General features: G+C 67.8%; 18 protein-coding genes. 9 read left to right on the top strand and 9 right to left on the bottom strand.

The features are described 5' to 3' along the window. Positions 1-4: 4 nt before the first annotated feature. Genes ACFQ24_RS19475 through ACFQ24_RS19460 form a run of 4 tightly spaced genes read right to left on the bottom strand, consistent with a single transcriptional unit; the run spans position 5 to position 4,145 of the window. Entirely contained in the window at positions 5-808 is an 804-nt protein-coding gene (locus tag ACFQ24_RS19475; protein WP_380914246.1) for an inositol monophosphatase family protein, read from the bottom strand. Then, positions 795-2,141 carry a TldD/PmbA family protein gene (locus tag ACFQ24_RS19470; protein ID WP_380914244.1) on the bottom strand — a complete coding sequence of 449 codons (1,347 nt, stop codon included), beginning with the start codon at positions 2,139-2,141 and terminating at the stop codon, positions 795-797. Before ACFQ24_RS19470 ends, ACFQ24_RS19475 begins: the two co-directional genes overlap by 14 nt. 47 nt (positions 2,142-2,188) lie before the next feature. Continuing rightward, entirely contained in the window at positions 2,189-3,103 is a 915-nt protein-coding gene (gene nudC / locus ACFQ24_RS19465) for an NAD(+) diphosphatase (protein WP_380914242.1), read from the bottom strand. After that, entirely contained in the window at positions 3,090-4,145 is a 1,056-nt protein-coding gene (locus ACFQ24_RS19460; RefSeq protein WP_380914240.1) for an A/G-specific adenine glycosylase, read from the bottom strand. Before ACFQ24_RS19460 ends, nudC begins: the two co-directional genes overlap by 14 nt. A 26-nt stretch (positions 4,146-4,171) precedes the next feature. Here ACFQ24_RS19460 and ACFQ24_RS19455 point away from each other — a divergent pair, with 26 nt between their 5' ends. From ACFQ24_RS19455 to ACFQ24_RS19435, 5 genes are all read left to right on the top strand, one after another. After that, on the top strand, positions 4,172-4,711 hold the full coding sequence (locus tag ACFQ24_RS19455) for a DUF721 domain-containing protein (protein WP_380914238.1): 540 nt from the start codon (positions 4,172-4,174) through the stop codon (positions 4,709-4,711). Between the two features lie 41 nt (positions 4,712-4,752). After that, positions 4,753-5,418 carry a thioredoxin domain-containing protein gene (locus ACFQ24_RS19450; protein ID WP_380914236.1) on the top strand — a complete coding sequence of 222 codons (666 nt, stop codon included), beginning with the start codon at positions 4,753-4,755 and terminating at the stop codon, positions 5,416-5,418. A gap of 45 nt (positions 5,419-5,463) precedes the next feature. Continuing rightward, positions 5,464-6,195 (top strand): thioredoxin domain-containing protein, encoded by a 732-nt coding sequence (locus ACFQ24_RS19445; RefSeq protein WP_380914234.1) that lies wholly within the window; start codon positions 5,464-5,466, stop codon positions 6,193-6,195. Between the two features lie 68 nt (positions 6,196-6,263). Then, positions 6,264-9,707: a chromosome segregation protein SMC gene (smc, locus tag ACFQ24_RS19440; protein ID WP_380914232.1), complete on the top strand. Its 3,444-nt coding sequence runs from the start codon at positions 6,264-6,266 to the stop codon at positions 9,705-9,707. A 77-nt stretch (positions 9,708-9,784) separates the two neighbouring features. Then, positions 9,785-10,894: an aminotransferase class I/II-fold pyridoxal phosphate-dependent enzyme gene (locus tag ACFQ24_RS19435; RefSeq protein ID WP_380914230.1), complete on the top strand. Its 1,110-nt coding sequence runs from the start codon at positions 9,785-9,787 to the stop codon at positions 10,892-10,894. On the opposite strand, the gene ACFQ24_RS19430 is transcribed toward ACFQ24_RS19435, so the two are convergent. After that, positions 10,891-12,345: a phospholipase D-like domain-containing protein gene (locus tag ACFQ24_RS19430; protein ID WP_380914228.1), complete on the bottom strand. Its 1,455-nt coding sequence runs from the start codon at positions 12,343-12,345 to the stop codon at positions 10,891-10,893. The genes ACFQ24_RS19435 and ACFQ24_RS19430 overlap by 4 nt on opposite strands. Beyond that, on the bottom strand, positions 12,342-13,247 hold the full coding sequence (gene ubiA, locus ACFQ24_RS19425) for a 4-hydroxybenzoate octaprenyltransferase (RefSeq protein ID WP_380914226.1): 906 nt from the start codon (positions 13,245-13,247) through the stop codon (positions 12,342-12,344). The genes ACFQ24_RS19430 and ubiA overlap by 4 nt, the downstream gene beginning before the upstream one ends. 96 nt (positions 13,248-13,343) lie before the next feature. Here ubiA and ACFQ24_RS19420 point away from each other — a divergent pair, with 96 nt between their 5' ends. Together ACFQ24_RS19420 and ACFQ24_RS19415 are read left to right on the top strand one after the other, a co-directional pair. Continuing rightward, the gene (locus ACFQ24_RS19420) at positions 13,344-14,099 is read left to right on the top strand and encodes a 16S rRNA (uracil(1498)-N(3))-methyltransferase (protein ID WP_380914224.1); all 756 of its coding nucleotides are present in this window, start codon (positions 13,344-13,346) and stop codon (positions 14,097-14,099) included. Positions 14,100-14,198: 99 nt separating this feature from the next. Further along, the gene (locus ACFQ24_RS19415; protein WP_380914222.1) at positions 14,199-15,572 is read left to right on the top strand and encodes a glutamate--cysteine ligase; all 1,374 of its coding nucleotides are present in this window, start codon (positions 14,199-14,201) and stop codon (positions 15,570-15,572) included. Here the strand turns inward: ACFQ24_RS19415 and ACFQ24_RS19410 are convergent, their stop codons facing one another. Continuing rightward, complete coding sequence (locus ACFQ24_RS19410) at positions 15,573-16,868, bottom strand: methyltransferase family protein (RefSeq protein ID WP_380914220.1); 1,296 nt, start codon at positions 16,866-16,868, stop codon at positions 15,573-15,575. Positions 16,869-17,026: 158 nt separating this feature from the next. Between ACFQ24_RS19410 and ACFQ24_RS19405 the strand changes: the two genes are divergently transcribed. Next, positions 17,027-18,235 carry a UbiH/UbiF/VisC/COQ6 family ubiquinone biosynthesis hydroxylase gene (locus ACFQ24_RS19405; RefSeq protein WP_380914218.1) on the top strand — a complete coding sequence of 403 codons (1,209 nt, stop codon included), beginning with the start codon at positions 17,027-17,029 and terminating at the stop codon, positions 18,233-18,235. A 324-nt stretch (positions 18,236-18,559) separates the two neighbouring features. Here the strand turns inward: ACFQ24_RS19405 and acs are convergent, their stop codons facing one another. Next, positions 18,560-20,503, bottom strand: a complete 1,944-nt coding sequence (acs, locus tag ACFQ24_RS19400) for an acetate--CoA ligase (RefSeq protein WP_380914217.1) — start codon at positions 20,501-20,503, stop codon at positions 18,560-18,562. Positions 20,504-20,678: 175 nt separating this feature from the next. On the opposite strand from acs, the gene ACFQ24_RS19395 reads away from it, so the two are divergent. Beyond that, positions 20,679-21,350, top strand: a complete 672-nt coding sequence (locus ACFQ24_RS19395; protein ID WP_380914215.1) for a glutathione S-transferase family protein — start codon at positions 20,679-20,681, stop codon at positions 21,348-21,350. Between the two features lie 21 nt (positions 21,351-21,371). Here the strand turns inward: ACFQ24_RS19395 and ACFQ24_RS19390 are convergent, their stop codons facing one another. Next, on the bottom strand, positions 21,372-22,535 hold the full coding sequence (locus ACFQ24_RS19390) for a GGDEF domain-containing protein (protein ID WP_380914403.1): 1,164 nt from the start codon (positions 22,533-22,535) through the stop codon (positions 21,372-21,374). Between the last annotated feature and the right edge of the window lies 1 nt (position 22,536).

Below are 22,536 nucleotides of genomic sequence, written 5' to 3'. Positions count from 1 at the left end.
TCAATCAGGGGCGCGCCTGATCCAGTATATCGACCGCGCGCGGCTTCAGCCGCTCCACGGCCGCGGCATGGATGCCCGGCGCGGCGCAAAGCAGCCCGAAGGCGGTCGGCTGCGGCCGATTGAAACGCAACGGCACGCCGAGCGCATCCGTTACGACCGCGCCCGCTTCGGCGCAGATCAGCGCCGACGCCGCAACGTCCCATTCATTGCCCCATCGCACCGTCGCCACCAGATCGGCGTCGTCGGCAGCGACCATCGCCATGCGCAGCGCGATGCTGTTGGGCTTGGCCACCGCCACCAGATCGCGGTCCTGGCGCGGCAACTGGTCGGCAGGCACCCGCGCCCCCGGCAGCCGGGTGCGGTCCCCCGCGCGCAGCAGGACACCGTTGCGCGTCGCGCCCCTGCCCGCCTGCGCGATCCATGTTTCGTTGCGCGCGGGCGCAGCCAACACGCCCAGCCGCACCGCGCCATCCTCCACCAGCGCCACGGACACCGCCCATCCCGGCCGGCCGCGCAGATAATCGCGCGTGCCGTCGATCGGATCGACCACCCACACGCGCGGGACGCCCAGCCGGTGCACCGTGTCGGCGGTCTCCTCCGACAGCCAGCCCGCGCCCGGATCGATCGCCGCCAGCCGCTCGCGCAGCATGGCGTCCACGGCCAGGTCGGCCTCGCACACCGGATGGCCGGGCACCTTCTCCCATTGCCGCACGCGGGTTTCGCCCCCCGCCCACAGCGTCAGCGCGTGGTCGGCGGCGTCAGCAGCGGCGGATACCACTGCGCGAAGGAAGGGGTCATCCGCCGGCAACGGTCATCCCGTCGATGCGCAGCGTTGGCACGTTCATCGCATATCGGAACTGCAGGTCGCTGGCGGGCGTCAGCGCGCGGAACATGTCCTTCAAATTGCCGGCGATGGTGATTTCCGACACCGCATGCGCCACCGCGCCATTTTCGATCAGGAATCCCGCCGCGCCCCGGCTATAATCGCCGGTGACGCCGTTGACGCCCATGCCGATCAGTTCGGTGACGTACAGGCCGCGCTTCACGTCGGCCATCAGGTCGCCCGGCGATGCAATGCCCGGCTCCATATGGACGTTGGTGACGCTGGCGCCGGGCGCGCCGCTGCCGCCGCGGCTGGCATGGCCGGTCGGCTCCAGTCCCAGTTGGCGCGCCGACGCGCTGTCCATCAGCCATCCGGTCAGCACGCCCCGATCGATCAGCGCGCGCCGTTCCACCGGCAGCCCTTCGCCGTCGAACGGGCGAGAGCGCAGGCCCCGGTGCAGCAGCGGGTCGTCGATAATGGTGACCCCGGCGTCGAAGATCGCCTCGCCCAGCATGTCGAGCAGGAAGCTCGAACGCCGCGCGATAGCGGGGCCGACGATGCCGCCGATCAGATGGCCGATCAGGCTGGACCCGATGCGCGGATCGAAAATGATCGGCATGACGCCGCTTTCCACCTTCACCGGATTGAGCCGCGCCACGGCCCGCTGCCCGGCGCGGGTGCCGATCGTTTCCGCGTCGTCCAGATCCTCCAGATGGCGGACATTATGGCTGGCATGGTCGCGCTGCATGTCCGATCCCGCGCCCGCGAGCACGCTCGCCCAGGTCGAATGGCTGGTGCCCGCATAGGCGCCGGCAAAGCCATGGCTGGTGGCCAGCGCCACCTGGCTGCGCCCGCTGGATGCGCCGCCGCCCTCGCTGTTGGTAACGCCGGGGACGGAACGGGCCGCATCCTCGGCCATCAGCGCGCGTTCGCGCAGCGCCGCCGGCTCGGGTTCCTCCTCGTCCGTCAGGTCGAGCGAAGGCGGGCGCTTGCGCAGCAGCCTGTCTTCCGGGGCCAGCCCTGCATAGGGGTCTTCCGGCGCTTCGCGCGCCATCGCGATGCAACGCTCCACCAGCGTCCCCAGCGTCGCCGGGTTCATGTCCGACGCGGAAATGCTGGCCGACCGCTGGCCGATGAAGACGCGCAGGCCGATCTCCTCGCCTTCGGACCGCTCGACATCCTCCAGCGCCCCCAGCCGCACCGACACGTTGGTCGACGCGTTGCAGGCATAGATGGTGTCGGCTGCGTCCGCGCCCGCCTTGCGCGCGGCGCTCACCAGGTCCTGCGCGCGCGACTGGGCTTCGTCTAGGCTGAGCATCGGGGGAAAATGGTCCTTGTCTGGGCTAAGGGGGAAAGGGAACGGCCTTAGGCGCTTGCCGTTCCAGGAGCAACGTTCGCCAGCCAATGGTCCAGCAGATGCCAGGCGACGGCCATGGGCGAAGGGGCGATGAAGGGCGCGGCGGGATCTTCGTTCATCGCCGCGCGCACGCCTTCAACGTCGCACCAGAAAGCATGTTCGATCTCGCTCGCATCGACAGCCAGCGTATCGTCGTCGGCCTGAGCGATGCAGGCGATCATCAGGGAAGACGGGAACGGCCAGGGCTGGCTCGTCACATAGCGCACGTTGCGCACGCGAACGCCCGCTTCCTCATATATTTCGCGGGCCACCGCTTCCTCGATCGTCTCGCCCGGCTCAACGAAGCCGGCCAGTGCCGAATAGCGGCCCTGCGGCCAGCTATGCTGCCGGCCCACCAACACGCGTCCGCGATGTTCGGCCAGCATGATGACGACCGGGTCGGTGCGCGGGAAATGTTCGGCGGCGCAAAGCTCGCAACGGCGTGCCCAGCCCGCCTTGGCCGGGTTCGTCGCGCCGCCGCATACGGAGCAGAAGCGATGCCGCGCATGCCAGTGCACCAGGCTGCGCGCCGTGCCGTACAGCGCGACCTCCTCGGCCGGCACCAGCCCGGCGATGGCGCGGCTGCGCGGCGTGGGAACCATGGCGGGACCAAGATCGGCGACCAGCCGCGCGAAGATCGGACGGCCGTGGGGATCGATGCCGAGCAGCACATGGTTCGCGACGTCCGCGCCCGGCTCGACCGGTTCCAGCACGAGATGGCCGTCTTCCTCGACCGGCTCCAGCCCGTCCAGAACGAGCTGCCGTGTGGCGGGATCGGCAAAGGCGGCGGCCAGCCGCGCGGGATCGCTGCGGATCGGATCGACCCGGTCCAGCGTCCCACCTGCAAAGCCCGGAAGCGGCTTTCCGATTTCAGTTCCGTGCATCCCGTTCCTTTCGCACCGCCGCCGCCGCCCGGGCGAACAGCGTCGGCAATCCCGCCTCGTCCAGCCGGTCTATCGGCCACCATTCGCCCTCGCCATCCGGCGCGGCATCCACATGGGCATGATGGACGCGCAACGCCAGAGAGAAATGGGTGAAGACATGGCCGACCGGCTCGGCCAGCGTCCGCCATTCCGCATTGATGGGCGGCGTGGGATCGGGCGCATCGCTCCACGCGCCGCTGGGCAGCGCGCGCATCCCGCCGAGCAGGCCACGTTCCGGTCGCCGCTCCAGCCACACATGTCCGTCCCGCTCCATCCACCAGCCATGGCCTAACCGATGCGGCTTTGCCTTCTTCGCCGGCTTGACCGGGAAAGCGGCGGGATCGGCGGTGGCGAACGCGGCGCAATCCTCCCGTAGCGGGCACAGGCCGCAGGCCGGATTGCGCGGCGTGCAGACGGTCGCCCCCAGATCCATCATCGCCTGCGCGAAATCCCCGGCGCGCGTGTCCGGCGTGATCCGGTCGGCGGCCGCACGGATGGCGGGGCGGGCGGCGGGCAAGGGCGTTCCAATCGCAAACAGTCGGGCGACCACCCGCTCGACATTGGCGTCCACCACCACCGCCCGCTGGCCGAAGGCGATGGCGGCCACGGCGGCGGCGGTGTAGGCGCCCACTCCCGGCAGGGCGCGCAGCCCTTCTTCCGTCGCCGGAAACCGCCCGCCATGGTCTCGCGTCACCGCACGCGCGCAGGCCAGCAGGTTGCGCGCCCGCGCATAATAGCCAAGGCCGGCCCAAGCCGCCATCAGGTCCGCGTCGTCCGCAGCTGCCAGGACTTCCACGGTCGGCCAGCGCTCGGTAAACTTCGCATAATAGGGGCCGACCGCCGCCACCGTCGTCTGTTGCAGCATCACTTCGGACAGCCACACCCGATAGGGATCGGCAGCGTTGGCCCCCGGCGGCGCGCGCCAAGGCAGCTTGCGCGCATGGACGTCATAATGGGCCAGCAACTCGCCCGCTATTTTTGACTCTCTGCCCTCGACGCGCATGGCGGCCCTATGCCATTAAGTCGGCCATGACGGAACGCCCCGCCTCACCGAAATTGAAGACCCGCGCCATGCCCGAAGAGCGCCCCCGCGCCGGCGGCCCGCGCGCCATCGCCGACCTGATGCCAGACATCGGCCGCGCCGCCTTCCGCAAGTTCGGCTTCGTACAATCCAGCATCGTGACGCGCTGGGCGGAGATCGCCGGCGCACATTATGCGTCCATCTCCGCGCCCGAATCGATCCGCTTCCCGGTGGGCAAGAAGGCGGGCGGCACGCTCCAGCTGACGGTCATGAGCGGCCACGCGCCCATGATCCAGCATATGCTGCCGGACATCGTCGAACGGGTGAATCGCTTCTTCGGCTATGCCGCCGTGGCGAAGGTCGCCCTGCGGCAGGGCGATATCCTGCCCGCCACGCCCGAACGCCGCCCGCCCCCTCGCAATCTCAAGCCCGTTCCGGTCGAACTTGGCGATTCGCTCCGCGACATCGGCGATCCCGAATTGCGCGCCGTGCTCGAATCGCTGGCGCAGGGGCTTGCCAACAGCAGCGGTTTGCCGAAAATCGGCTAGTTCCGGTCCGGTTCATCCGTGCCGCATCAGAAAGCATCGCCATGAAGACGTTCCTGCCGCTTGCCCTCGTCGCCATTCCCGCCGCTCTGGTCGCCGCGCCCGCCGCCAACTGGGTCGGCCGGGTCGTAATGACGCCCATCGGCGGCCATTATATGGGCAATCCCGCCGCGCCGACGAAGCTGGTGGAATATGTGAGCTATACCTGTTCCCACTGCGCCCATTTCGTGGGGGAAGCGAGCGCACCGCTCAAGGCCGACTATGTGAAGGGCGGCACCGTCGCGGTGGAGGTGCGCAACGCCGTGCGCGACAAATATGACCTGGCGGCCGCCCTGCTCGCCCGTTGCGGCGGTCCGGCCCGCTTCATGGGCAATCATGAGGCGCTGTTCGCCAACCAGCCCGCCTGGATGGAACGGCTCGAAACCTACGATCGCGACGCCACCAAGCCGACCGACCAGACGGCGGCGCTCAAGGATATCGGGCAGAAGACGGGTCTCTACACCCTCATGAACAAGCGCGGCTTCACCAACGCCCAGCTCGACCAGTGCATCGCCAGCCCGCAATCGATGAAGCAGGTGCTCGCCATGACCGACGAGGCGTGGAACAAGGTGAAGATCGGCGGCACGCCCGGCTTCACCATCAACGGCACACTGGTGAAGGGCTCCACCTGGGACGTCGTGAAGGCCGCATTGCCCGCGCCCGCGCGCTGATCTAAACGCCTTGTCCATTCTTTTCTAACTGGAGCGCGCCTCGTCGTGAAAATCCTGCCTGGTATCGCCATCGTCGCCCTCGGCCTGACTCTTGCCGCCTGCAACAAGAGCGAGGAGGGCGCCAAGCCTTCGGGCGATCCGGTCGCCGCCGTGCCCGCGCCTGCGGGGACCAGCTGGTCGCAGACCGTGTCGCAGACGCCCGACGGCACCTTCCTGATGGGCAACCCTTCGGCCAAGGTGAAGCTGGTCGAATATGGCTCCTACACCTGCAGCCACTGCCGCGACTTTTCGGCCGAGGCATCGGAAGAGGTCAAGAAGCTGGTCGATACCGGCAAGATGAACTTCGAATTCCGCACCTATGTCCGCGATCCGATCGACCTGACGACGGCGCTGCTGGCGCGCTGCGGCGGCAAGGATGTCTTCTACCCCCTGTCGGAACAGTTCTTCGCCAATCAGGCGGCGATGTTCGACAAGGTGCAAGGTCAGGACGCGGCGTTCAAGGCGGTCGAATCGATGCCGCCGGCGCAGCGCTTCGGCGCGATCGCCAACATCGCGGGCCTGGTCGAATTCGCGCAGCAGCGCGGCGTGTCCGCCGATCAGGCGAAGCAATGCCTGGCCGACACCGCGGCGGCCGAGAAGCTGGCCAAGGGAGTCGAGGCCGCCAACGCGCAATATAATATCCAGGGCACGCCCAGCTTCCTGATCAACGGCGTGCTGGTGGACAATGTCGCCACCTGGGCGACGCTTCAGCCCAAGCTCAAGGAAGCAGGTCTCTGATTGACGCACGGGGGGGCGACATCGCGGGCTAGGGGGGCAGGGACGGCGCGCCGTCCCGCCACGCCCTCGTGCAGATAAAGCGCCTCAAGCTCTCCGGCTTCAAGAGCTTCGTCGACCCCGCCGAACTGCGGATCGAACCGGGACTGACGGGCATCGTCGGCCCTAATGGCTGCGGCAAGTCCAACCTCCTGGAAGCGATCCGCTGGGTGATGGGCGAATCCAGCGCCAAGTCCATGCGCGGCGCGGGCATGGAGGATGTGATCTTCGCCGGCACGGCCACGCGCCCGCAGCGCGACTTTGCCGAAGTCGCGCTGCTCACCGTGCAGGAACAGGGCGAACTCTTCTCCGCAGTCGATGTGGGCGCGGATGGCGAACTGGAAGTCACCCGCCGGATCGAACGTGGCGCAGGCAGCGCCTACCGCGCCAACGGCCGCGACGTTCGCGCGAAGGACGTGGCGCTGATCTTCGCCGACGCCGCCACCGGTCCGCACAGCCCCGCGCTGGTCAGCCAGGGCCGCATCGCCGCCGCCATCGCCGCCCGCCCGCAGGAACGGCGCGCCATGTTGGAAGAAGCGGCCGGCATTGCGGGCCTCCACGTCCGCCGCAAGGATGCCGAACAGAAATTGCGCGCGGCCGAGGCCAATCTTGCCCGGCTGGACGAAATCCTGCTCGACATGGACGCGCGCGCCAACGCCCTGCGCCGTCAGGCGAAGGCGGCGGAACGCTATATCCGTCTGTCCGACCAGATCCGGACCGCGGAAGGCCGTACCCTCTTCGCCCGCTGGCGGGAGGCGAACGCCAGCGCGGAAGCCGCCCGCGCCGAAGCCAAACAGGCCGACGCCTCCGTGACCGCCGCCCAGCAGGGACAGGCCGCCGCGACGGCACAGGCCCAGGCCGCCGTCGCCGCGCTGGCGGACCGCCGCGCTGCGGCACAGACCGCGCGCGACGCCGCCAGCGAGGCCGGACACCGACTCGCCGCACTCCGCGCCGAACGCGAATCGGTCGTCCGTCGCCTTGCTGACCTGGCGCAGCAGGCCGACCGGCTGGAGGAAGACCGGGTGCGCGAAGGGACGCTCGCCAATGATGCGGCCGAAGCGATCGCCCGCCTCACCGCCGAGATCGCGACCCTCAAGGGCCGCATCACCGAAACGGAGAAGCTGCGGCCCGATTTCGCCGCACGCATCGCCACGGCGGAAGCATCGGCGCGCGACTCCGAACTGGAGCTTGCCCGCGCCATGGCGACGCAGGCGGCCGAGCAGGCGGAGTTGCGAGTCGCCGAAGCGGCGCTCGCCGCCGCGCGCAACCGGCTGGACCGGGCGCAGCGCGATGCCGCCCGCCTCGCCGCCGAAGCCGCCGCCTTGCCCGACGCCGCCCCGCTGGAGGCGCAGCGTAGCGAGGCGATCATGGCGCAAGCTGCAGCGCAAGCAGATCGCGACGCTGCCGAAGCCGAGATCATATCCGCCGATGCCCAGCGCCAGTCCGCAGCCGAGGCGCGCGCCGCCGCCGAATCGGCGCTCGCCTCCGCCCGGGCCGCTCTCGCCGCGCTCGACAGCGAGGCTGCTGCACTGAAACGCGCCGTGGAAAGCGGCGTGGCGTCGAAGCTGCGCGCGCTCGACCGGCTGAAGGCCGCGCCGGGCTACGAACGCGCGCTCGCCGCCGCGCTCGGCGATGATCTGGAGGCGGCAGTCGGCGTGGAGGGCAAGCGCCGCTGGGCCGGAGCGCAGGCTCAGGCGACCGATCCCCCGCTACCCCCCAGCGCGACGGCGCTTGCCGCCCATGTCACCGCTCCGTCCGAACTGGCGCGTCGCCTCGCGCAAATCCTTGTTGCGCCAACGGACGAGGGCCAACCGCTCGCCGTGGGGCAACGACTCGTCACCCGCGACGGACGCTTGCGCCGCTGGGACGGCTATGTCGCGGAGGAAGGCGGGGCGGCCGCTGCCGAACGGCTGATCCGCCTCAACCGTCTGGAGGCGCTCGCCGCCGCGCGACCTGCGGCACAGGCGGAGGTCGATGAGGCCGTCGCAGCACAGGAGGAGGCGCGCGCGCGCGAACAGGCGGCAGCGCAATCGCTGGCGGCCGGGCGAACGGCGCTGGGGCAGGCCGACCAGCGGCTGCGCGCCGCGCTGCGCGCCGCCGACGAGGCGACGACCGCGCTCGAACGGCTTGCCGGCCGGCGCGAGGGCGTGGAGGAACGGCTCGCCGAGGCCCGCCGCGACGAGGCCGCCGCACAGGCCGAGCATGACAAGGCACAGGCCACGCGCCTTGCCGTGCCCGACGGCGCCGAAACCCGCGCGCTTGTCGCGACTCTCAGCCAGGCCAGCGAAAAGGCCCGCGCCGCCGTCAGCCAGCTTCAGGCCGATCAGGCGCTGGCCGACCGCGCCCTTTCCGCCGACCGGGAGCGGCAGGCGGCGGCGGATGCGGAGGCGAAGGGCTGGCGCACGCGCGCGGGCGAAGCGGCAAAGCGCATCGCGGCGATGGTCGAACGCGGCGAAGAGATCGCGAAGGAACGCGCCGCCATCGACGCGCAGCCGGACCAGCTTGCCGCTGCGATCGCCGACCTGACGGATGACGGCGCGCGACTTGCGACGGCGGCGGAAGAGGCTCGCCGCGCCGAGCAGGAGGCGGAGAACGCCCTGCGAGCCGCCGAATCCCACGCCGCGCAGGCTGGAGAGAGCCTTGCCGCCGCGCGCGAGGCCCGTGCCACCGCCGCCGCCCGCGCCGAAGCGGCCGACGAGCGCCGGGTCGAAACCAACCGCCTGTCGGGCGAGCGCTTCGAATGTCCACCGCCCGTCCTGCCCGAAAGACTGGGTTTCGCCAGCGCAGACATCCGCCTCGCCCAAACCGAGCAGGCCGACCATGACCGCTTCGTGGCTGAGCGCGAACGGATCGGCCCCGTTAACCTCGTCGCCGCGAAGGAACTGGAGGAACTGGAAGCCACGCAGGCAACCAGCCGCACCGAAAGTGCCGAACTCACGACCGCGATCAACCAGTTGCGCGGCTCGATCGGCAGCCTCAACCGCGAAGGCCGCCAGCGCCTGCTCGCCGCTTTCGAGGCGGTGGACGGCCATTTCCGCCGCCTCTTCACCACCCTGTTCAACGGCGGCCAAGCGCATCTGGAGCTGATCGACAGCGACGATCCGCTGGAGGCGGGGCTGGAAATCATGGCCCAGCCGCCGGGCAAGAAACTCGCCGCGCTGACCTTGTTGTCAGGCGGCGAGCAGGCGCTGACCGCCGTCGCGCTCATCTTCGGCCTGTTCCTGACGAACCCCGCGCCGATCTGCGTGCTGGACGAGGTGGACGCGCCGCTGGACGACGCCAATGTCGAGCGTTTCTGCGATCTGCTCGACGCGATGGTGGCGCAGACCAACACGCGCTACCTCATCGTCACCCACAATGCGGTCAGCATGGCGCGCATGCACCGCCTGTTCGGCGTCACCATGGTCGAACGCGGCGTCAGCCGGCTCGTCTCGGTCAACCTGCAAAGCGCCGAAGCCCTCCTCGCGGCGGAATAGGGCCAGTCCCGCGCAGCCGGTGCTTGATCCTGCCGCCCACCACCGCCAGCGTCGCGCGGGAACGACAAGGAACGACCATGGCCCATCTTCCGCCTTTCGCGCTTGATCACTGGCTTTCGGCCTATGACTTCGCGACGCCGCCCATCGCCTATAATCTCGCGTCCAGCACCGGCCCTCGCTGGAACGTGGCGCAGGTCGCTGCGCTGGGCGACGCGCCGCTCGATCTTGCGGACACGGTGCTCAGTTACGCCCCGCCGCAGGGAAGCGCGCCGCTGCGGCAGGCCATCGCCGCCTTTCACGACGTCGATCCCGACGCGGTCGTCGCCACCACCGGGTCGTCGGAAGCGCTTTCGATCCTCTTCTGCCTCGCCGCCGGGCCGGGCGCGAACATCGTCCTGCCCGATCCCGGCTACCCTGCCTATGATGCGGTAGCGCAGGGGTGGGGCCTTGCCACGCGCCGCTACCGGCTGGACCGCGCGGATGGCTTCGCGCAGCGCAAGGAGGCCATCCTGGCGCAGGTCGATGCGGGCACCCGCCTCGTCATCCTCAACACGCCGCACAATCCGACCGGCACCGTCATGCAAAGGGACGAGATCGCGGCGCTGGCAGCGCAGCTTGGCGAACGGCGCGTGCCCCTTCTGGTGGATGAAGTCTATCACCCGCTCTACTTCACCGCGCCGCAACGCTCCGCCGCCGGCATCCCCAATGTGCTGGTGACGAGCGACCTGTCGAAGGCGCTGTCGCTGCCGGGCCTGCGCACCGGCTGGCTCATCGACGCGGATGCCGACCGGCGCGCCAGCATCATCGATGCGCGCAGCTATTTCACGATCAGCGCCTCGCCGCTGCTGGAACGCCTCGCCGCCCATGCGCTGACCAACGCACGGTCTATCCTCGACCGGCTGGAGGCCGTCGCCGGGGCGAACATCGCCCTGCTGGACCAACTTGTCGCGGGTTCGCAGGGCAAGCTCGATTGGGTCCGGCCGGAAGGCGGCACGACGGCCTTCCCCTGGCTTACCGATGGGCGTGACGGCCGGCCCTTGTGCGAGACACTGGCCGGGGCAGGCGTGCTGCTCGCGCCGGGCGACTGTTTCGGCCATCCCGCGCACATGCGCCTTGGCTTCGCGCAGCAGGTGGAGGGATTCGACATCGCGGTCGGCCGCATCGCCGATGCGCTGGCGCGGCTTTAGCTCCGCCCGAACCAGCCCTTCATGCGCCGGAACAGCCCGCGTTCGCTCACCGGCTCGAACATCTCGTCCGGGCCCTCCGGGTCCAGCACTTCATGGTCGGCCAGCCATTGCTGCACCTCGTTGAGGTCGGGCGTCTGATAGGGGCGCAGCGTCTTGCCGGGCTTCTGCCGCAACTCCTCAATCCCCGCGATCAACCCGCGTTCGGCAATCACGGCGCTCACTCTCTCGGGCGGCAGGTCGAGATGTTCGGCGATCAGGTCGTCGCGGACGCGCAGGATCGTCGCCTGCTGCCCGGCATTGGCAGGCAGTGCCGTGTCGATGCAGACGTCGCATTCCGTGTCCAACCGCATCGACCGGTTGTTCATGTTGGAGGAGCCGACACGAATCAGCCGGTCGTCCACGATCAATATCTTGGCGTGGACATAGATGGGCGCGCCCCGCTGGGTGAAGGGGTGATAGATGCGGAACCGCCCTTTCGGATCGCGCGCCTTCAGCGCCTCGAACAGGCGGGCGCGGGCCGTGTCCATCGCCTGCTGCTCCAGCCAGCCGTCCGCCTGCTCGGGATTGACGATGACGATTTCCGGCCCGTCCGGCTCGGCCAGCCGCGCGGCGATCGCCTCGGCAATGCGGCGCGAGGCGAAATATTGGCTTTCGGCGTAGATGTGCCGCTTCGCCACGGCGATCTGGCTGAGGTAAAGCTGCTCGATCTCGGTCAGCTCCTCCTGATCGTCCATCTTGGGCGCGGTGCGGGCGATCGCCACGTCGACCTGATCGAACATCACCGGCAGGGTGTCGGGCCAGCAATCCTGCACCCCCTTAATGGGCTCCAGCGGATCGCCCCCCGCGCCCGTCCAGCGGGACCGCGCATGTTCCCCCAGCGCCGCCGCCACGGGGCCTTTCAGCGCAGTGGTGGCGTCATGCCACGGCCCGTAGGGCGACCCGTCGGGATGGTGCCGGCCGGGGTCTTCGTCGCGATGATGGCGCGTGTCCCACCGGTCGCCCGTCATGTCGATCCCGCCGCAAAAGGCAAAGCAGTCGTCGATCACCACGATCTTCTGATGGTGGGAAGCCGCCGGCGGATGGTGGCCGTCCAGCTTCACCGTCACGCGCGGATGCGCCATCCATTTGAGCGTGGTGAACAGGTTGGTGGGGCGCACCATGGACTTCATCGCGCCCACGTCCCAGCGCAGCAGGAAGATGTGCAGCTCCGGCCTGCGCTCCACCAGCCAGCTGATGAATTCCCCGATGGCCACCGGCGCGCCGTCATCCGCCTCGTCCTCGCGGATCAGGCTGATCGCCGCGTCGAAATCCCATCCGATCAGCATGATGCGATGCTTCGCCTTCATCATCGCGGCGCGGGCGTGGCGGAAATAGCTGTCGGCGTCAATGATGACGCTGGCGCTGTCGGCCCGCTCGATGCGCCAGCAATCGCGGCCCGGCTGCGGCGTCATGCGGCGCTCCCCACGGTCAGGCAGGCGAGGAACATCAGCAGTCCGGCGAAGCGGTTGGACCGGAATTTCGCCAGCGGATCGACGCCATCCTCCTTCAACGTTGCCACCTGCCACAGCAAATGCGCCGTCACCGGCAGCAGCGTGGCGAGTGCCAGCGCCTGGCCCCGCACCTGCCAGATCGCCGCCGCCCACAACGCCAGCGCCAGCATGTAGCAGAGAGCGACGCCCGCCCGCACATGCCGCCCCATCGACAGGGCGCTCGATCCGATCCCGATCAGCGAGTCGTCCTCCCGATCCTGCAGCGCATAGATGGTGTCATAGCCCACCACCCAGAAGATGCATCCGGCATAGAGCGTCAACCCCGCCGGCGTCAGCGCGCCCACGACCTCGCTCCATCCCACCAGCGCCGCCCAGGAAAAGACGAGGCCGAGCCACAGCTGCGGCCATCCGGTGATCCGTTTCATGAAGGGATAGGCCGCGACCAGCGCCAGGCTGCCCAGCGCCACGACCTGCGCATAAAGATGCAGTTGCAGCAGCACGACCAGTCCCACAAGACACAGCGCCACCAACCAGACCCAAGCCGTCCTGATCGACATGGCCCCGCTGGCGAGCGGGCGCACGGCGGTGCGCGCGACCTTCCCGTCGATGTCGCGGTCGACAATGTCGTTGAACACGCATCCCGCGCCCCGCATCGCGATGCTGCCCAACAGCAGCCAGGCGATCAGCGGCCAGCGTGCGAAGGCTCCGCCCGCCAGCGCGACGGCCCAGGCGCCGGGCCAGAACAGTAGCCACCAGCCGATGGGCCGGTCGAATCGCGCCAGCTGCGCCAGCATCCGGGGCGTGTCCGGCAACCGGGCAAGCAATCCGCGCGCCTGGCTGTCTGGGACGATGGTTTCGCTCAACGCTGCACTCCGTTCGGGCTGAGCTTGTCGAAGCCCCTCGTTTCTCTAAAGACTTGTCCTGCCTCCGGGCAAGCTCCGTCGGACGAAAGACATGAAATGACCGCCACCCCTGCCTGGCCCCCGCAAAGCGCGCCGCGCCTCTATGTCGAAACCCAGCTGGGCGAAGGCGTGGCCGTGCCGGTGGACGGCAATCCCGCCCATTATCTCATCAGCGTCATGCGCGTGAAGCCGGATGACATCATCCTGCTCTTCGACGGTCGCTCGGGCGAGTGGGCGGCGCGCGCGCGCGACATCCGCAAGCGGGATTTGGTGCTGGAATGCGTGGAGCAGACCAGGCCGCCGGAGGTCGTGCCCGATTTTTGGCTTTGCTGCGCGCCGATCAGGAAGGGGCGGATCGACCTGATCGCGGAAAAGGCGTGCGAGCTGGGCGTGGCTCGGCTGCAACCCGTCCTCACCCGCCGCGCGGTGGTGGACAAGCTCAATTTCGACCGGCTGCACGCCCATCTGGTCGAGGCGGCGGAACAATGCGGCCGCACCGCGCTGCCCGAGCTTGGCGAGATGGTGAAGCTCGACGCCCTGCTGCGCGATTGGCCCGCCGGTCGCCACCTCTTCTTCGCGGACGAGACCGGCGGCGCGCCGCTGGAACAGGCGTTACGCGCGCACCCCGGCCCCGCCGCCTTTCTCGTCGGCCCCGAAGGCGGCTTCGACCCGGCAGAGCGCGAGGCTGTCCGGGCAGCGCCGGGCGCAGTGCCGGTGTCGCTCGGCCCCCGCATCCTACGCGCCGAAACCGCCGCCATCGCCGCCACGTCGGCCTGGATGGCGATCAACGGCGACTGGCACGACCCGAAATAGTTTCATTTCGCTATGTTGTTGCGTTCCTCCGGGGCGCAACTTATCTGTGCGCCGCGCGCTCTGGTTTGACGCGCCGAGGGGAAGGATTAAGGGCGGGGCATGAGCACCAGAACCGACTCAGGGGGGCATGATCCCGTCATCGAAAGCCGCGAGCAGCTGATCGCGGCCTTTGCCAGGGGCGAAAAGCCCCGGACAAGCTGGCGCATCGGCACCGAGCATGAGAAATTCGTCTATGCCCGGTCCGACCATCACGCCCCTGCCTATGAGGAAAAGGGCGGCATCCACACGCTGCTGATCGGCCTCACCCGCTACGGCTGGCAGCCGGTGTTCGAGGGCGAGAATATCATCGCCCTGTCGGGAAGCGACGGCACGATCAGCCTGGAGCCGGCGGGCCAGCTGGAACTCAGCGGCGCGCCGCTCGAAAATCTCCACCAGACCTGCGCGGAAACCGGCCGCCATCTGGAACAGGTCAAATATGTGGGCGACATGCTGGGCCTGGGCTTCCTTGGCCTTGGCATGTGGCCGGACAAGGCCCGCGAAGACCTGCCCATCATGCCCAAGGGCCGGTACGGGATCATGCTGCGGCACATGCCGCGCGTGGGGTCCATGGGCCTCGACATGATGCTGCGCACCTGCACCATTCAGACCAATCTCGATTATGGCAGCGAAGCCGACATGGCGCAGAAGTTCCGCGTGAGCCTCGCGCTGCAACCGCTCGCCACCGCACTCTTTGCCAATTCGCCCTTCACCGACGGCAAGCCCAACGGCTTCCTCTCCTACCGCAGCCATATCTGGTCTGATACCGATCCGCACCGCACTGGCATGTTGCCCTTCGTGTTCGAAGACGGCTTCGGCTACGAACGCTACGCCGACTATGCGCTCGATGTGCCGATGTATTTCGTCTACCGCGACGGCAAATATATCGACGCGGCGGGCCTCAGCTTCCGTGATTTCCTCGACGGCCGCCTCTCCGTCCTGCCGGGGGAGAAGCCCACCGAAAAGGACTGGGAGGATCATCTCTCCACCGCCTTCCCCGAAGTGCGGATGAAGAGCTTCCTCGAAATGCGCGGCGCGGACGGCGGCCCTTGGAACCGCATCTGTGCGCTGCCCGCTCTCTGGGTCGGCCTCCTCTACGACCAGGGCGCCCTCGACGCCGCCTGGGACGTGGTGAAGGACTGGTCGATGGAGGAGCGGCAGGTCTTGCGCGACTCCGTGCCGAAGCTCGGCCTCGACGCGCCGATCGGCGGCGGCCGCAAGCTGCGCGATATCGCTGGCGAAGTCGTGAACATCGCCCGCTCGGGCCTCGCCTCGCGCGCGCGACTCAACGGTGCCGGCGACAATGAAACGGGGTATCTCAGCTTCCTCGAAGAAGTCGTCGCATCGGGCAAGACCAACGCCGAACGGCTGCTCGACCGCTATCATCGCGAATGGGCGGGTGACCTCAGCCGAGTCTATGCGGAAGAGAGTTTCTGATCATTCCGCCGGTTGCGCCAGCGGCGCGATCGGCCGCTTCCCCGTCAGCCACGCGAAAAGACGGGGCACCGGCGCGTTGCGCGACATCCACTCCCAATAGGCGCGATAATCGGGGTCGGCCGACAGGTGTCGCTCTTCTGTTTTGGCCCGCCAATAATAGATGGCATTGGTCGCGCCCAGCAAAATGCAGTTGCGCACCACGTCCGTCATCGAACCGCTGACGCTCAGGAAAGGCAGCGACGACAGCCACCAGAAGAGGTTCTTCGACAGATAGGCCGGGTGCCGGCTCCACCGATAAGGCCCATGCGTCAGGATGCCGCGATGGGTAAGGTTGGAGAAGCGCAGTCCGAACGCCACCGTCGCCCAGGCATAGATACCCGTCAGCAACACCAGCAGCCCGCCCAGCGTCCATTGCAGCGCCGGCATTCCCGCGACCCATGCATCCCATTCCTGCCCGCCCGCATGATAGTCAAGCGGCCCTCCGCCGCCCATCAGCACGAAGGGCGGGTAGCAGATCAGCGCCGCGATCCATCCGCCCAGATACGGATTCGCGGTGCGGATATGCGAAGCGAGCGGTTTGAAGGTCAGGATATAGCCGACCGTCGCCATGCAGACGTCGATCATGAACATGATGGCGATCAGGAAGCCGGCCAGCGCCACTGGATGCGCCAGCGCGTCCTCGACCCGCCAGTCGACCACGCTCGCGAAATTGCCGGGCACGATTGACACCATGAAGGCCAGGAAGAAGCCCTTCACCGCCCAGGCGCGGGCATGATGCGCCACCTGTTCCATGTCGGGCCTGCCGGCCGCGCCGCCGATCACCCATTGGCCGAAATGGTATGAGGCATCATGCGGATCGACCAGCCGCCGGTCGATCCAGAGAATATAGGGGATGGACGCAACCAGCAGCCACGGCGCGGCGGCGGTGAACAAATCCATCGAATAACGATAATTGCCGCTCCAATACCAGCGCGCCACGCAGTAGAAGAGCGCGATCGCCAGCCATGTCGCCCACAGGCCGGCGATCTTGACGATGGCCGTGTCGCCCGCTGCCCGCCACGGCCGCGCCGGCGCATTCCAGTCGATCCCGGTCGACGGATGGCGATGCACCCGATCCACCAGCAGCGACCACAGCACCATCGGCAGCCCGCAGGCGACGACCGCCGCGAACCCTGCATTGGGGCCGTTCATGCCATAATGGCGCGCGACCAGCGTCCATGCCGCCAGTCCCACGAGGCCCGCGACGCCAACGCCATGGCTGACGGCGGAACGGGGGCGGGGGTCTGCACGGCTCATAAGGCCGCCCTAGCGCAAATTGGTAAGCAAGCCATGAACCCGCCGGAGCGCCAATAATTAGTTAGCTAACTAATGATATGTGGAGCGTTTTGGCTGTCTACTTCGCTGTCTCTTTTGCCATCCTTCCCAAGCGCCGTCCGACCCTCTACATGGGGGCCATGCAACGCTTCGACGTCGTCATTCTGGGTGCGGGCTTGGTCGGCCTCACCCTTGGCATCGCCCTGTCGCGCCATGGCGTGCGCACCGCCGTCATCGATCCGGCCGAACCCCTGTCGCAGACCGCGCCTGGCTTCGACGGACGCGTCTCGGCGATCAGCTCGACCAGCTATGCCATGCTGTCGGCCATCGGCGTGGCGGATCATCTCGCGGGGAAGGGCTGTCCGATCGACCGCATCTGGGTCAGCGACGGGCTGGAGCCGGGCGCGCTCGACTTCGTGCCCGACGCGGAGGATGGCGTCATGGGCACCATGTTCCCCAATCGCGACCTACGCCTGGCACTGGCGGAAACGGCAAAGGGCGCGGACAACCTCACCATCTTCCAGCCCGACCGCGCCACCCATGTGGATCGCACCGCCGATTGCGTCACGCTGACGCTGGCGAGCGGCGCGACGCTCCATGGCGCGCTGCTGGTCGCGGCGGAGGGTCGCAACAGCCCAACGCGCGAAGCCGCCGGCATCCGCACCACCAAATGGCAGTACAAGCACACCGCCATGGTCACCGCGATCGACCATGACGTGCCGCACGCCAACACGGCCTACGAAATCTTCTATGTCGGCGGCCCCTTCGCCCTGTTGCCGATGCAGCCCGGCACCCGCTCCGCCGTCGTCTGGACCGTGCCGACCGACCAGGCGCCCGCGATGCTCAAGCTCTCCGAACGCGCCTGGCTCGCCGAAGCGCAGAAGCGGATCGGCGGCTTCCTCGGCGAAATCAGCCTCGCCGGCCCGCGCTCCTCCTATCCGCTCGGCTTTCACCATGCCGCGCGCATCACCGACACCCGCCTCGCGCTGGTCGGGGACAGCGCCCATGCCATCCACCCGATCGCTGGGCAGGGCCTTAACCTCGGCTTTCGTGACGCCGCCGCGTTGGTGGAGGTGCTGGTGGACGGCATGCGCCTCGGTCTCGATCCCGGCGACGCGCAGCTTCTGGCCCGCTACCAGCGCTGGCGCGGCCTCGATTCGATGATGACCAGCGTCGCCATGGACGGCCTCGTCCGCCTGTTCGACGTGCCGGGCAAGCTCCCCTCGCTCGTCCGCCGCGCCGGCCTCGCCGCCGTGCAACGCACAACCCCGCTCAAGAATCGCTTCATGGCGGAGGCGCGCGGCCAGTCCGGCGCGCTGCCCCGCCTGCTGACCGGCGAGATGGTGTGACAAAGCCTTAATAGGCACGCGCGCGTTCTTTCCTTATTCCGATGACGCGGCACTTCCGCCGCGTATCAGAAGGAGAGCACATGACATTTGCAGACTCGTGCATCGCGCTTGGGGTGATGATCGCCTTTGCGACCTTGGTCCTCAAGATCGTGGAGGTTTCGCGCTCCAAATAAGATGTGCGACGGACAAGGGGCGGGCGGCAACTCGCCCCTTGGACGAGTGAACCCCCGCCACGGCAATGACGGGGGTTCGGTATCAGGGGCATAACCCATGACATTTGCACAAACGATATAGCATCCGGGGCATTAAGATTCAATCACGCCCTCACCCGACCCGGTTCGCCACCAGATTCTCCACTACCGAAGGGTCCGCCAGCGTGCTGGTGTCGCCCAGCGCCTGGGCCGACACCTCGCCCTCCGCGATCTTCCGCAGGATGCGGCGCATGATCTTGCCCGACCGGGTCTTGGGCAGGCCGGGCGCGAACTGGATGGCGTCCGGCGTCGCGATCGGGCCGATTTCCGTTCGTACCCATTTGATCAGCGTCTGGCGCAGATCGTCGCTCGGCTCCTGCCCGCTGTTCAGCGTCACATAGGCATAGATGCCCTGGCCCTTGACGTCATGGGGAAAGCCCACGACCGCCGCTTCCGCGACCGCCTCATGCAGCACCAGCGCGCTTTCGACCTCGGCCGTGCCCATCCGGTGGCCCGACACGTTGATGACGTCGTCCACCCGACCCGTGATCCAGTAATAGCCGTCCGCGTCGCGCCGCGCGCCGTCGCCGGTGGTATATTTGCCGGGAAAAGTGGTAAAATAGGTCTGGAAGAAGCGGTCATGGTCGCCCCACACGGTACGCATCTGCCCTGGCCAGCTTTGCGCGATCACCAGATTGCCCTCGGCCGCGCCCTCCAGCACCTTGCCCTCGCCGTCGACGATCTGCGGCACCACGCCCGGCATCGGCAAGGTGGCGCTGCCCGGCTTCAGGTCGGTCGCGCCCGGCATCGGCGCGATCATCGCGCCGCCGGTTTCCGTCTGCCACCAGGTGTCGATGATCGGGCAGCGGCCTTCGCCCACCACGCCATGATACCAGCGCCACGCCTCCGGGTTGATCGGCTCGCCCACGGTCCCCAGCACGCGCAGCGACGCGCGGCTGGTGCGGGTCACATGCTCGTCGCCTTCCTTCATCAGCGCGCGCAGCGCCGTGGGCGCGGTGAACAGCGTATGGACCTGATGCTTGTCCACCACGTCCCAGATGCGGCTGGGCGTCGGCCAGTTGGGCACCCCTTCGTACATCAGAGTCGTCGCCCCGTTCGCCAGCGGGCCGTAAACGATATAGCTGTGCCCGGTGACCCAGCCTATGTCGGCGGCGCACCAGTATATGTCGCCGGGGCGATAATCGAAGCAGAGTTCGTGCGTCAGGCTCGCCCAAAGCAGATAGCCGCCGGTGGTGTGCAGCACGCCCTTGGGCTTGCCGGTCGAGCCGGAAGTATAGAGGATGAACAGCGGGTCTTCCGCGTTCATTGGTTCTGGCGGGCAGTCGGCGGACACTTTGGCGGCCTCCTCATGCAGCCACAGGTCGCGGCCCGGCTGCATGGCGATGTCGCCGCCCGTCGCCTTCACCACCAGGACCGTCTTCACCCCCGGACAATCCTTCAGCGCCGCATCGACGTTGGTCTTGAGCGGCACCTTCTTCCCCGCGCGGCACCCTTCGTCGGCGGTGATGACCAGGGTGGAGTCGCAATCCTGGATGCGGCCGCACAGCGCCTCGGGGGAAAAGCCGCCGAACACCACCGAATGCACAGCGCCAATGCGCGCGCAGGCCAGCAGTGCGAAGGCGGCCTCCGGAATCATCGGCATATAGACGGTGATCCGGTCGCCTTTCTTCGCCCCCGCCGCCTTCAGCACATTGGCGAGGCGGCACACCTCTTCATGGACCTGCGCGTAGCTGTACCGCCGCGCTTCCGCGTCGGGCGAGTCGGGTTCCCAGAGGATCGCGGTCTGGTCGCGACGTTCGGCCAGGTGGCGGTCGATGCAGTTGGCGCTGACGTTGAGGACGCCGTCGGCGAACCAGCGGACGCCGAAATCGGCTTCGGCGAAGCTGCTCTCGTCGGTCAGGGTGGGCGCTTCGATCCAGTCGAGCCGCTTCGCCCGTTCCAGCCAATAGGCGTGAGAATCTTCTATCGAGCGGCGGTAGTCGGCTTCACGGCCCGCGCGGTCGAACAGCGCGTCCTGCGCCCATGTGCCCGGCACCGGGAAGAAATCGTCAGACATCGGGCATCCTTTCCGTCGCGAAATCAAATTCGCGCCCCTTCTATCGCCGCATTGGCGCACCGCAAGGGCGAAACATGCCGTTTTTTGCCGCCTTCAAGGCCGGAACCATATCGCTGGCGGGAGCGGCATTTTGCGGCTTTCCCCTTTCCTCCGGCGCGCCTAACAGGGATCGCCTATGTGGTTGCTTTATCAATTTCCGCTCTGCCCCTTTTCCCGCAAGGTCCGGCTGCTGCTGGGTGAAAAGGGGATCGGCTATGATCTGGTGCGCGAATCGCCCTGGGTGATGCGGGACGAATTTCTCGATCTCAATCCTGCGGGCACCACGCCGGTCATGGTGGACCAGGACAAGGGCATCACCCTGATCGACAGCCAGGCGATCTGCGAATATTTTGAAGAGACGGTGGAAAAATTCCCGCTCATTTCCGGTGCCGCCGCCGCCCGGGCGGAAGTGCGGCGGCTGACCGCCTTCTTCGACCAGAATTTCTACGGCGACGTGGTCGGGCCGCTGCTGCAGGAACGGATGAAGAAGCGGCTGATCGACAGGGCGCCGCCCGACGCGCGCGTGCTGCGGGAAGCGATGAAGCGCGCCAACGTCCATATGGATTACATGGATTATCTGCTCGACCATCGCAGCTGGATGGCCGGTGCTACGCTCAGCCTTGCCGACATCGCCGCTGCCGCGCACCTCTCTGTCGCGGACTATCTGGGGGGCATCGACTGGGCGGGGCACGAGCCGGTGAAGCGCTGGTATGCCGGCTTCAAGTCGCGCCCGTCCTTCCGGCCGCTGCTGTCCGAACGGATGGAGGTCATCACGCCGCCGCCCCATTATGAAAAGCCGGACTTCTAGGGAAGCGGGCCTTCAAGGCTTTCAGTCGGCTTCCGCCGCCAGATAGACGCGGTTGCGCCCATGTTCCTTGGCCAGGTATAGCGCCCGGTCGGCGGCCTTCAGCGCGGCGCGCGGGTCGTCATAGGCCAGCACGTTGGCGACACCGGCCGAAAAGCTCACCCGTTCCATCCGCTCGCCATTGGTGCGATTGACCAGACTGCGACCCGCCAAGTCTTCGCGCACGCCGTCCACCGCCTCGCATGTCTCGCCGGCCGTCTTGCCGCGGAACAGCAGGACGAATTCCTCGCCCCCATGCCGGGCGACATGGCAGCGGTCGTTCGATATTTTCGCGAGGAGGCCGGCGACGAACTTCAGCACCCGATCACCCGTGTCGTGACCGTGCAGGTCGTTGATCTGCTTGAAATGGTCGATGTCGCAAAAGGCGACCGACAGCGCTTCGCCACCGTCTTGCGCCAATTTCGTTTCCTCGCGCAGCACGGCTTCGAAGGCGCGGCGGTTGGGCAGGCCGGTCAGATGGTCATGTTCGGCAGCGCGGCGGGCGGACTCCAGGCTCGATTTCAGCGCCTGCGTCTGGCGCTGATTCTCGCGCAGCTGGTTTTCGACCTGCCGCGTCTTCTCCACCATCGACCGGGTCAGACCGACCAGGCGGGCGAGCACCGGCTCGCTGTCGCTGCTCTCGCTCAGTTCCTTGGCCTGCTCCTGCAACGCCGCGCCATAATCCTTCGCCGAATTGCGGGACTCGTGCATCAGGCCTGTGAACTGGGTCAGATTCTCCTCGACCTTATCCAGCATCGTCGCCAGCCCGTCCGGCGTGATCTCGTCGGCGCGCTGGTCTGCGGCCAGCGCTTCCAGCCAGCCGTTGGTGATCTTGCCCCGCTCCATCATCACGGCCCGGATCGCCTTCTCGACGCCCACGTTGGCGCCGGTCAGGTAATCCAGCGCGACGCTGAAATTGACCGGGGTGAGATCCAGGTCATGGGCGAACAGGAAGTCGCCGATCTCGGAATAGAGTTGCCGCCGCCGATTGATCTCCCGGCTTGCGGCGGTGCCGGCGCGCGGGCGAAGCTCGACCTCCTCGGCTTCTTCCTCCTCGGCCTTGTGCGAAAAGCCCCTGGCCCAGCGTGCCAGACGGTCGGTTAGCCCATGTTGCGGGCCGGTGGAGGAGGGAGATGCTGCCGCGGTCATG

It is taken from the genome of Sphingobium olei, assembly GCF_042678845.1.
In the GTDB taxonomy this organism is placed as follows: domain Bacteria; phylum Pseudomonadota; class Alphaproteobacteria; order Sphingomonadales; family Sphingomonadaceae; genus Sphingobium; species Sphingobium olei.
The sequence above is the reverse complement of the archived record's forward strand: the minus strand, read 5'-3'. Positions and strand labels throughout refer to the sequence as shown.

What these genes read in the sequence shown, in the direction of transcription:
- ACFQ24_RS19455 (WP_380914238.1), top strand. Translation starts at nt 4,172, where the DNA reads ATGACGGAACGCCCCGCCTCACCGAAATTGAAGACCCGCGCCATGCCC.
- ACFQ24_RS19470 (WP_380914244.1), bottom strand. Translation starts at nt 2,141, where the DNA reads ATGCTCAGCCTAGACGAAGCCCAGTCGCGCGCGCAGGACCTGGTGAGC.
- ACFQ24_RS19430 (WP_380914228.1), bottom strand. Translation starts at nt 12,345, where the DNA reads ATGACGCCGCAGCCGGGCCGCGATTGCTGGCGCATCGAGCGGGCCGAC.
- ACFQ24_RS19390 (WP_380914403.1), bottom strand. Translation starts at nt 22,535, where the DNA reads ATGACCGCGGCAGCATCTCCCTCCTCCACCGGCCCGCAACATGGGCTA.
- ACFQ24_RS19395 (WP_380914215.1), top strand. Translation starts at nt 20,679, where the DNA reads ATGTGGTTGCTTTATCAATTTCCGCTCTGCCCCTTTTCCCGCAAGGTC.
- ACFQ24_RS19410 (WP_380914220.1), bottom strand. Translation starts at nt 16,868, where the DNA reads ATGAGCCGTGCAGACCCCCGCCCCCGTTCCGCCGTCAGCCATGGCGTT.
- ACFQ24_RS19450 (WP_380914236.1), top strand. Translation starts at nt 4,753, where the DNA reads ATGAAGACGTTCCTGCCGCTTGCCCTCGTCGCCATTCCCGCCGCTCTG.
- ACFQ24_RS19435 (WP_380914230.1), top strand. Translation starts at nt 9,785, where the DNA reads ATGGCCCATCTTCCGCCTTTCGCGCTTGATCACTGGCTTTCGGCCTAT.
- ACFQ24_RS19405 (WP_380914218.1), top strand. Translation starts at nt 17,027, where the DNA reads ATGCAACGCTTCGACGTCGTCATTCTGGGTGCGGGCTTGGTCGGCCTC.
- ACFQ24_RS19415 (WP_380914222.1), top strand. Translation starts at nt 14,199, where the DNA reads ATGAGCACCAGAACCGACTCAGGGGGGCATGATCCCGTCATCGAAAGC.
- ACFQ24_RS19460 (WP_380914240.1), bottom strand. Translation starts at nt 4,145, where the DNA reads ATGCGCGTCGAGGGCAGAGAGTCAAAAATAGCGGGCGAGTTGCTGGCC.
- ACFQ24_RS19420 (WP_380914224.1), top strand. Translation starts at nt 13,344, where the DNA reads ATGACCGCCACCCCTGCCTGGCCCCCGCAAAGCGCGCCGCGCCTCTAT.
- nudC (WP_380914242.1), bottom strand. Translation starts at nt 3,103, where the DNA reads ATGCACGGAACTGAAATCGGAAAGCCGCTTCCGGGCTTTGCAGGTGGG.
- acs (WP_380914217.1), bottom strand. Translation starts at nt 20,503, where the DNA reads ATGTCTGACGATTTCTTCCCGGTGCCGGGCACATGGGCGCAGGACGCG.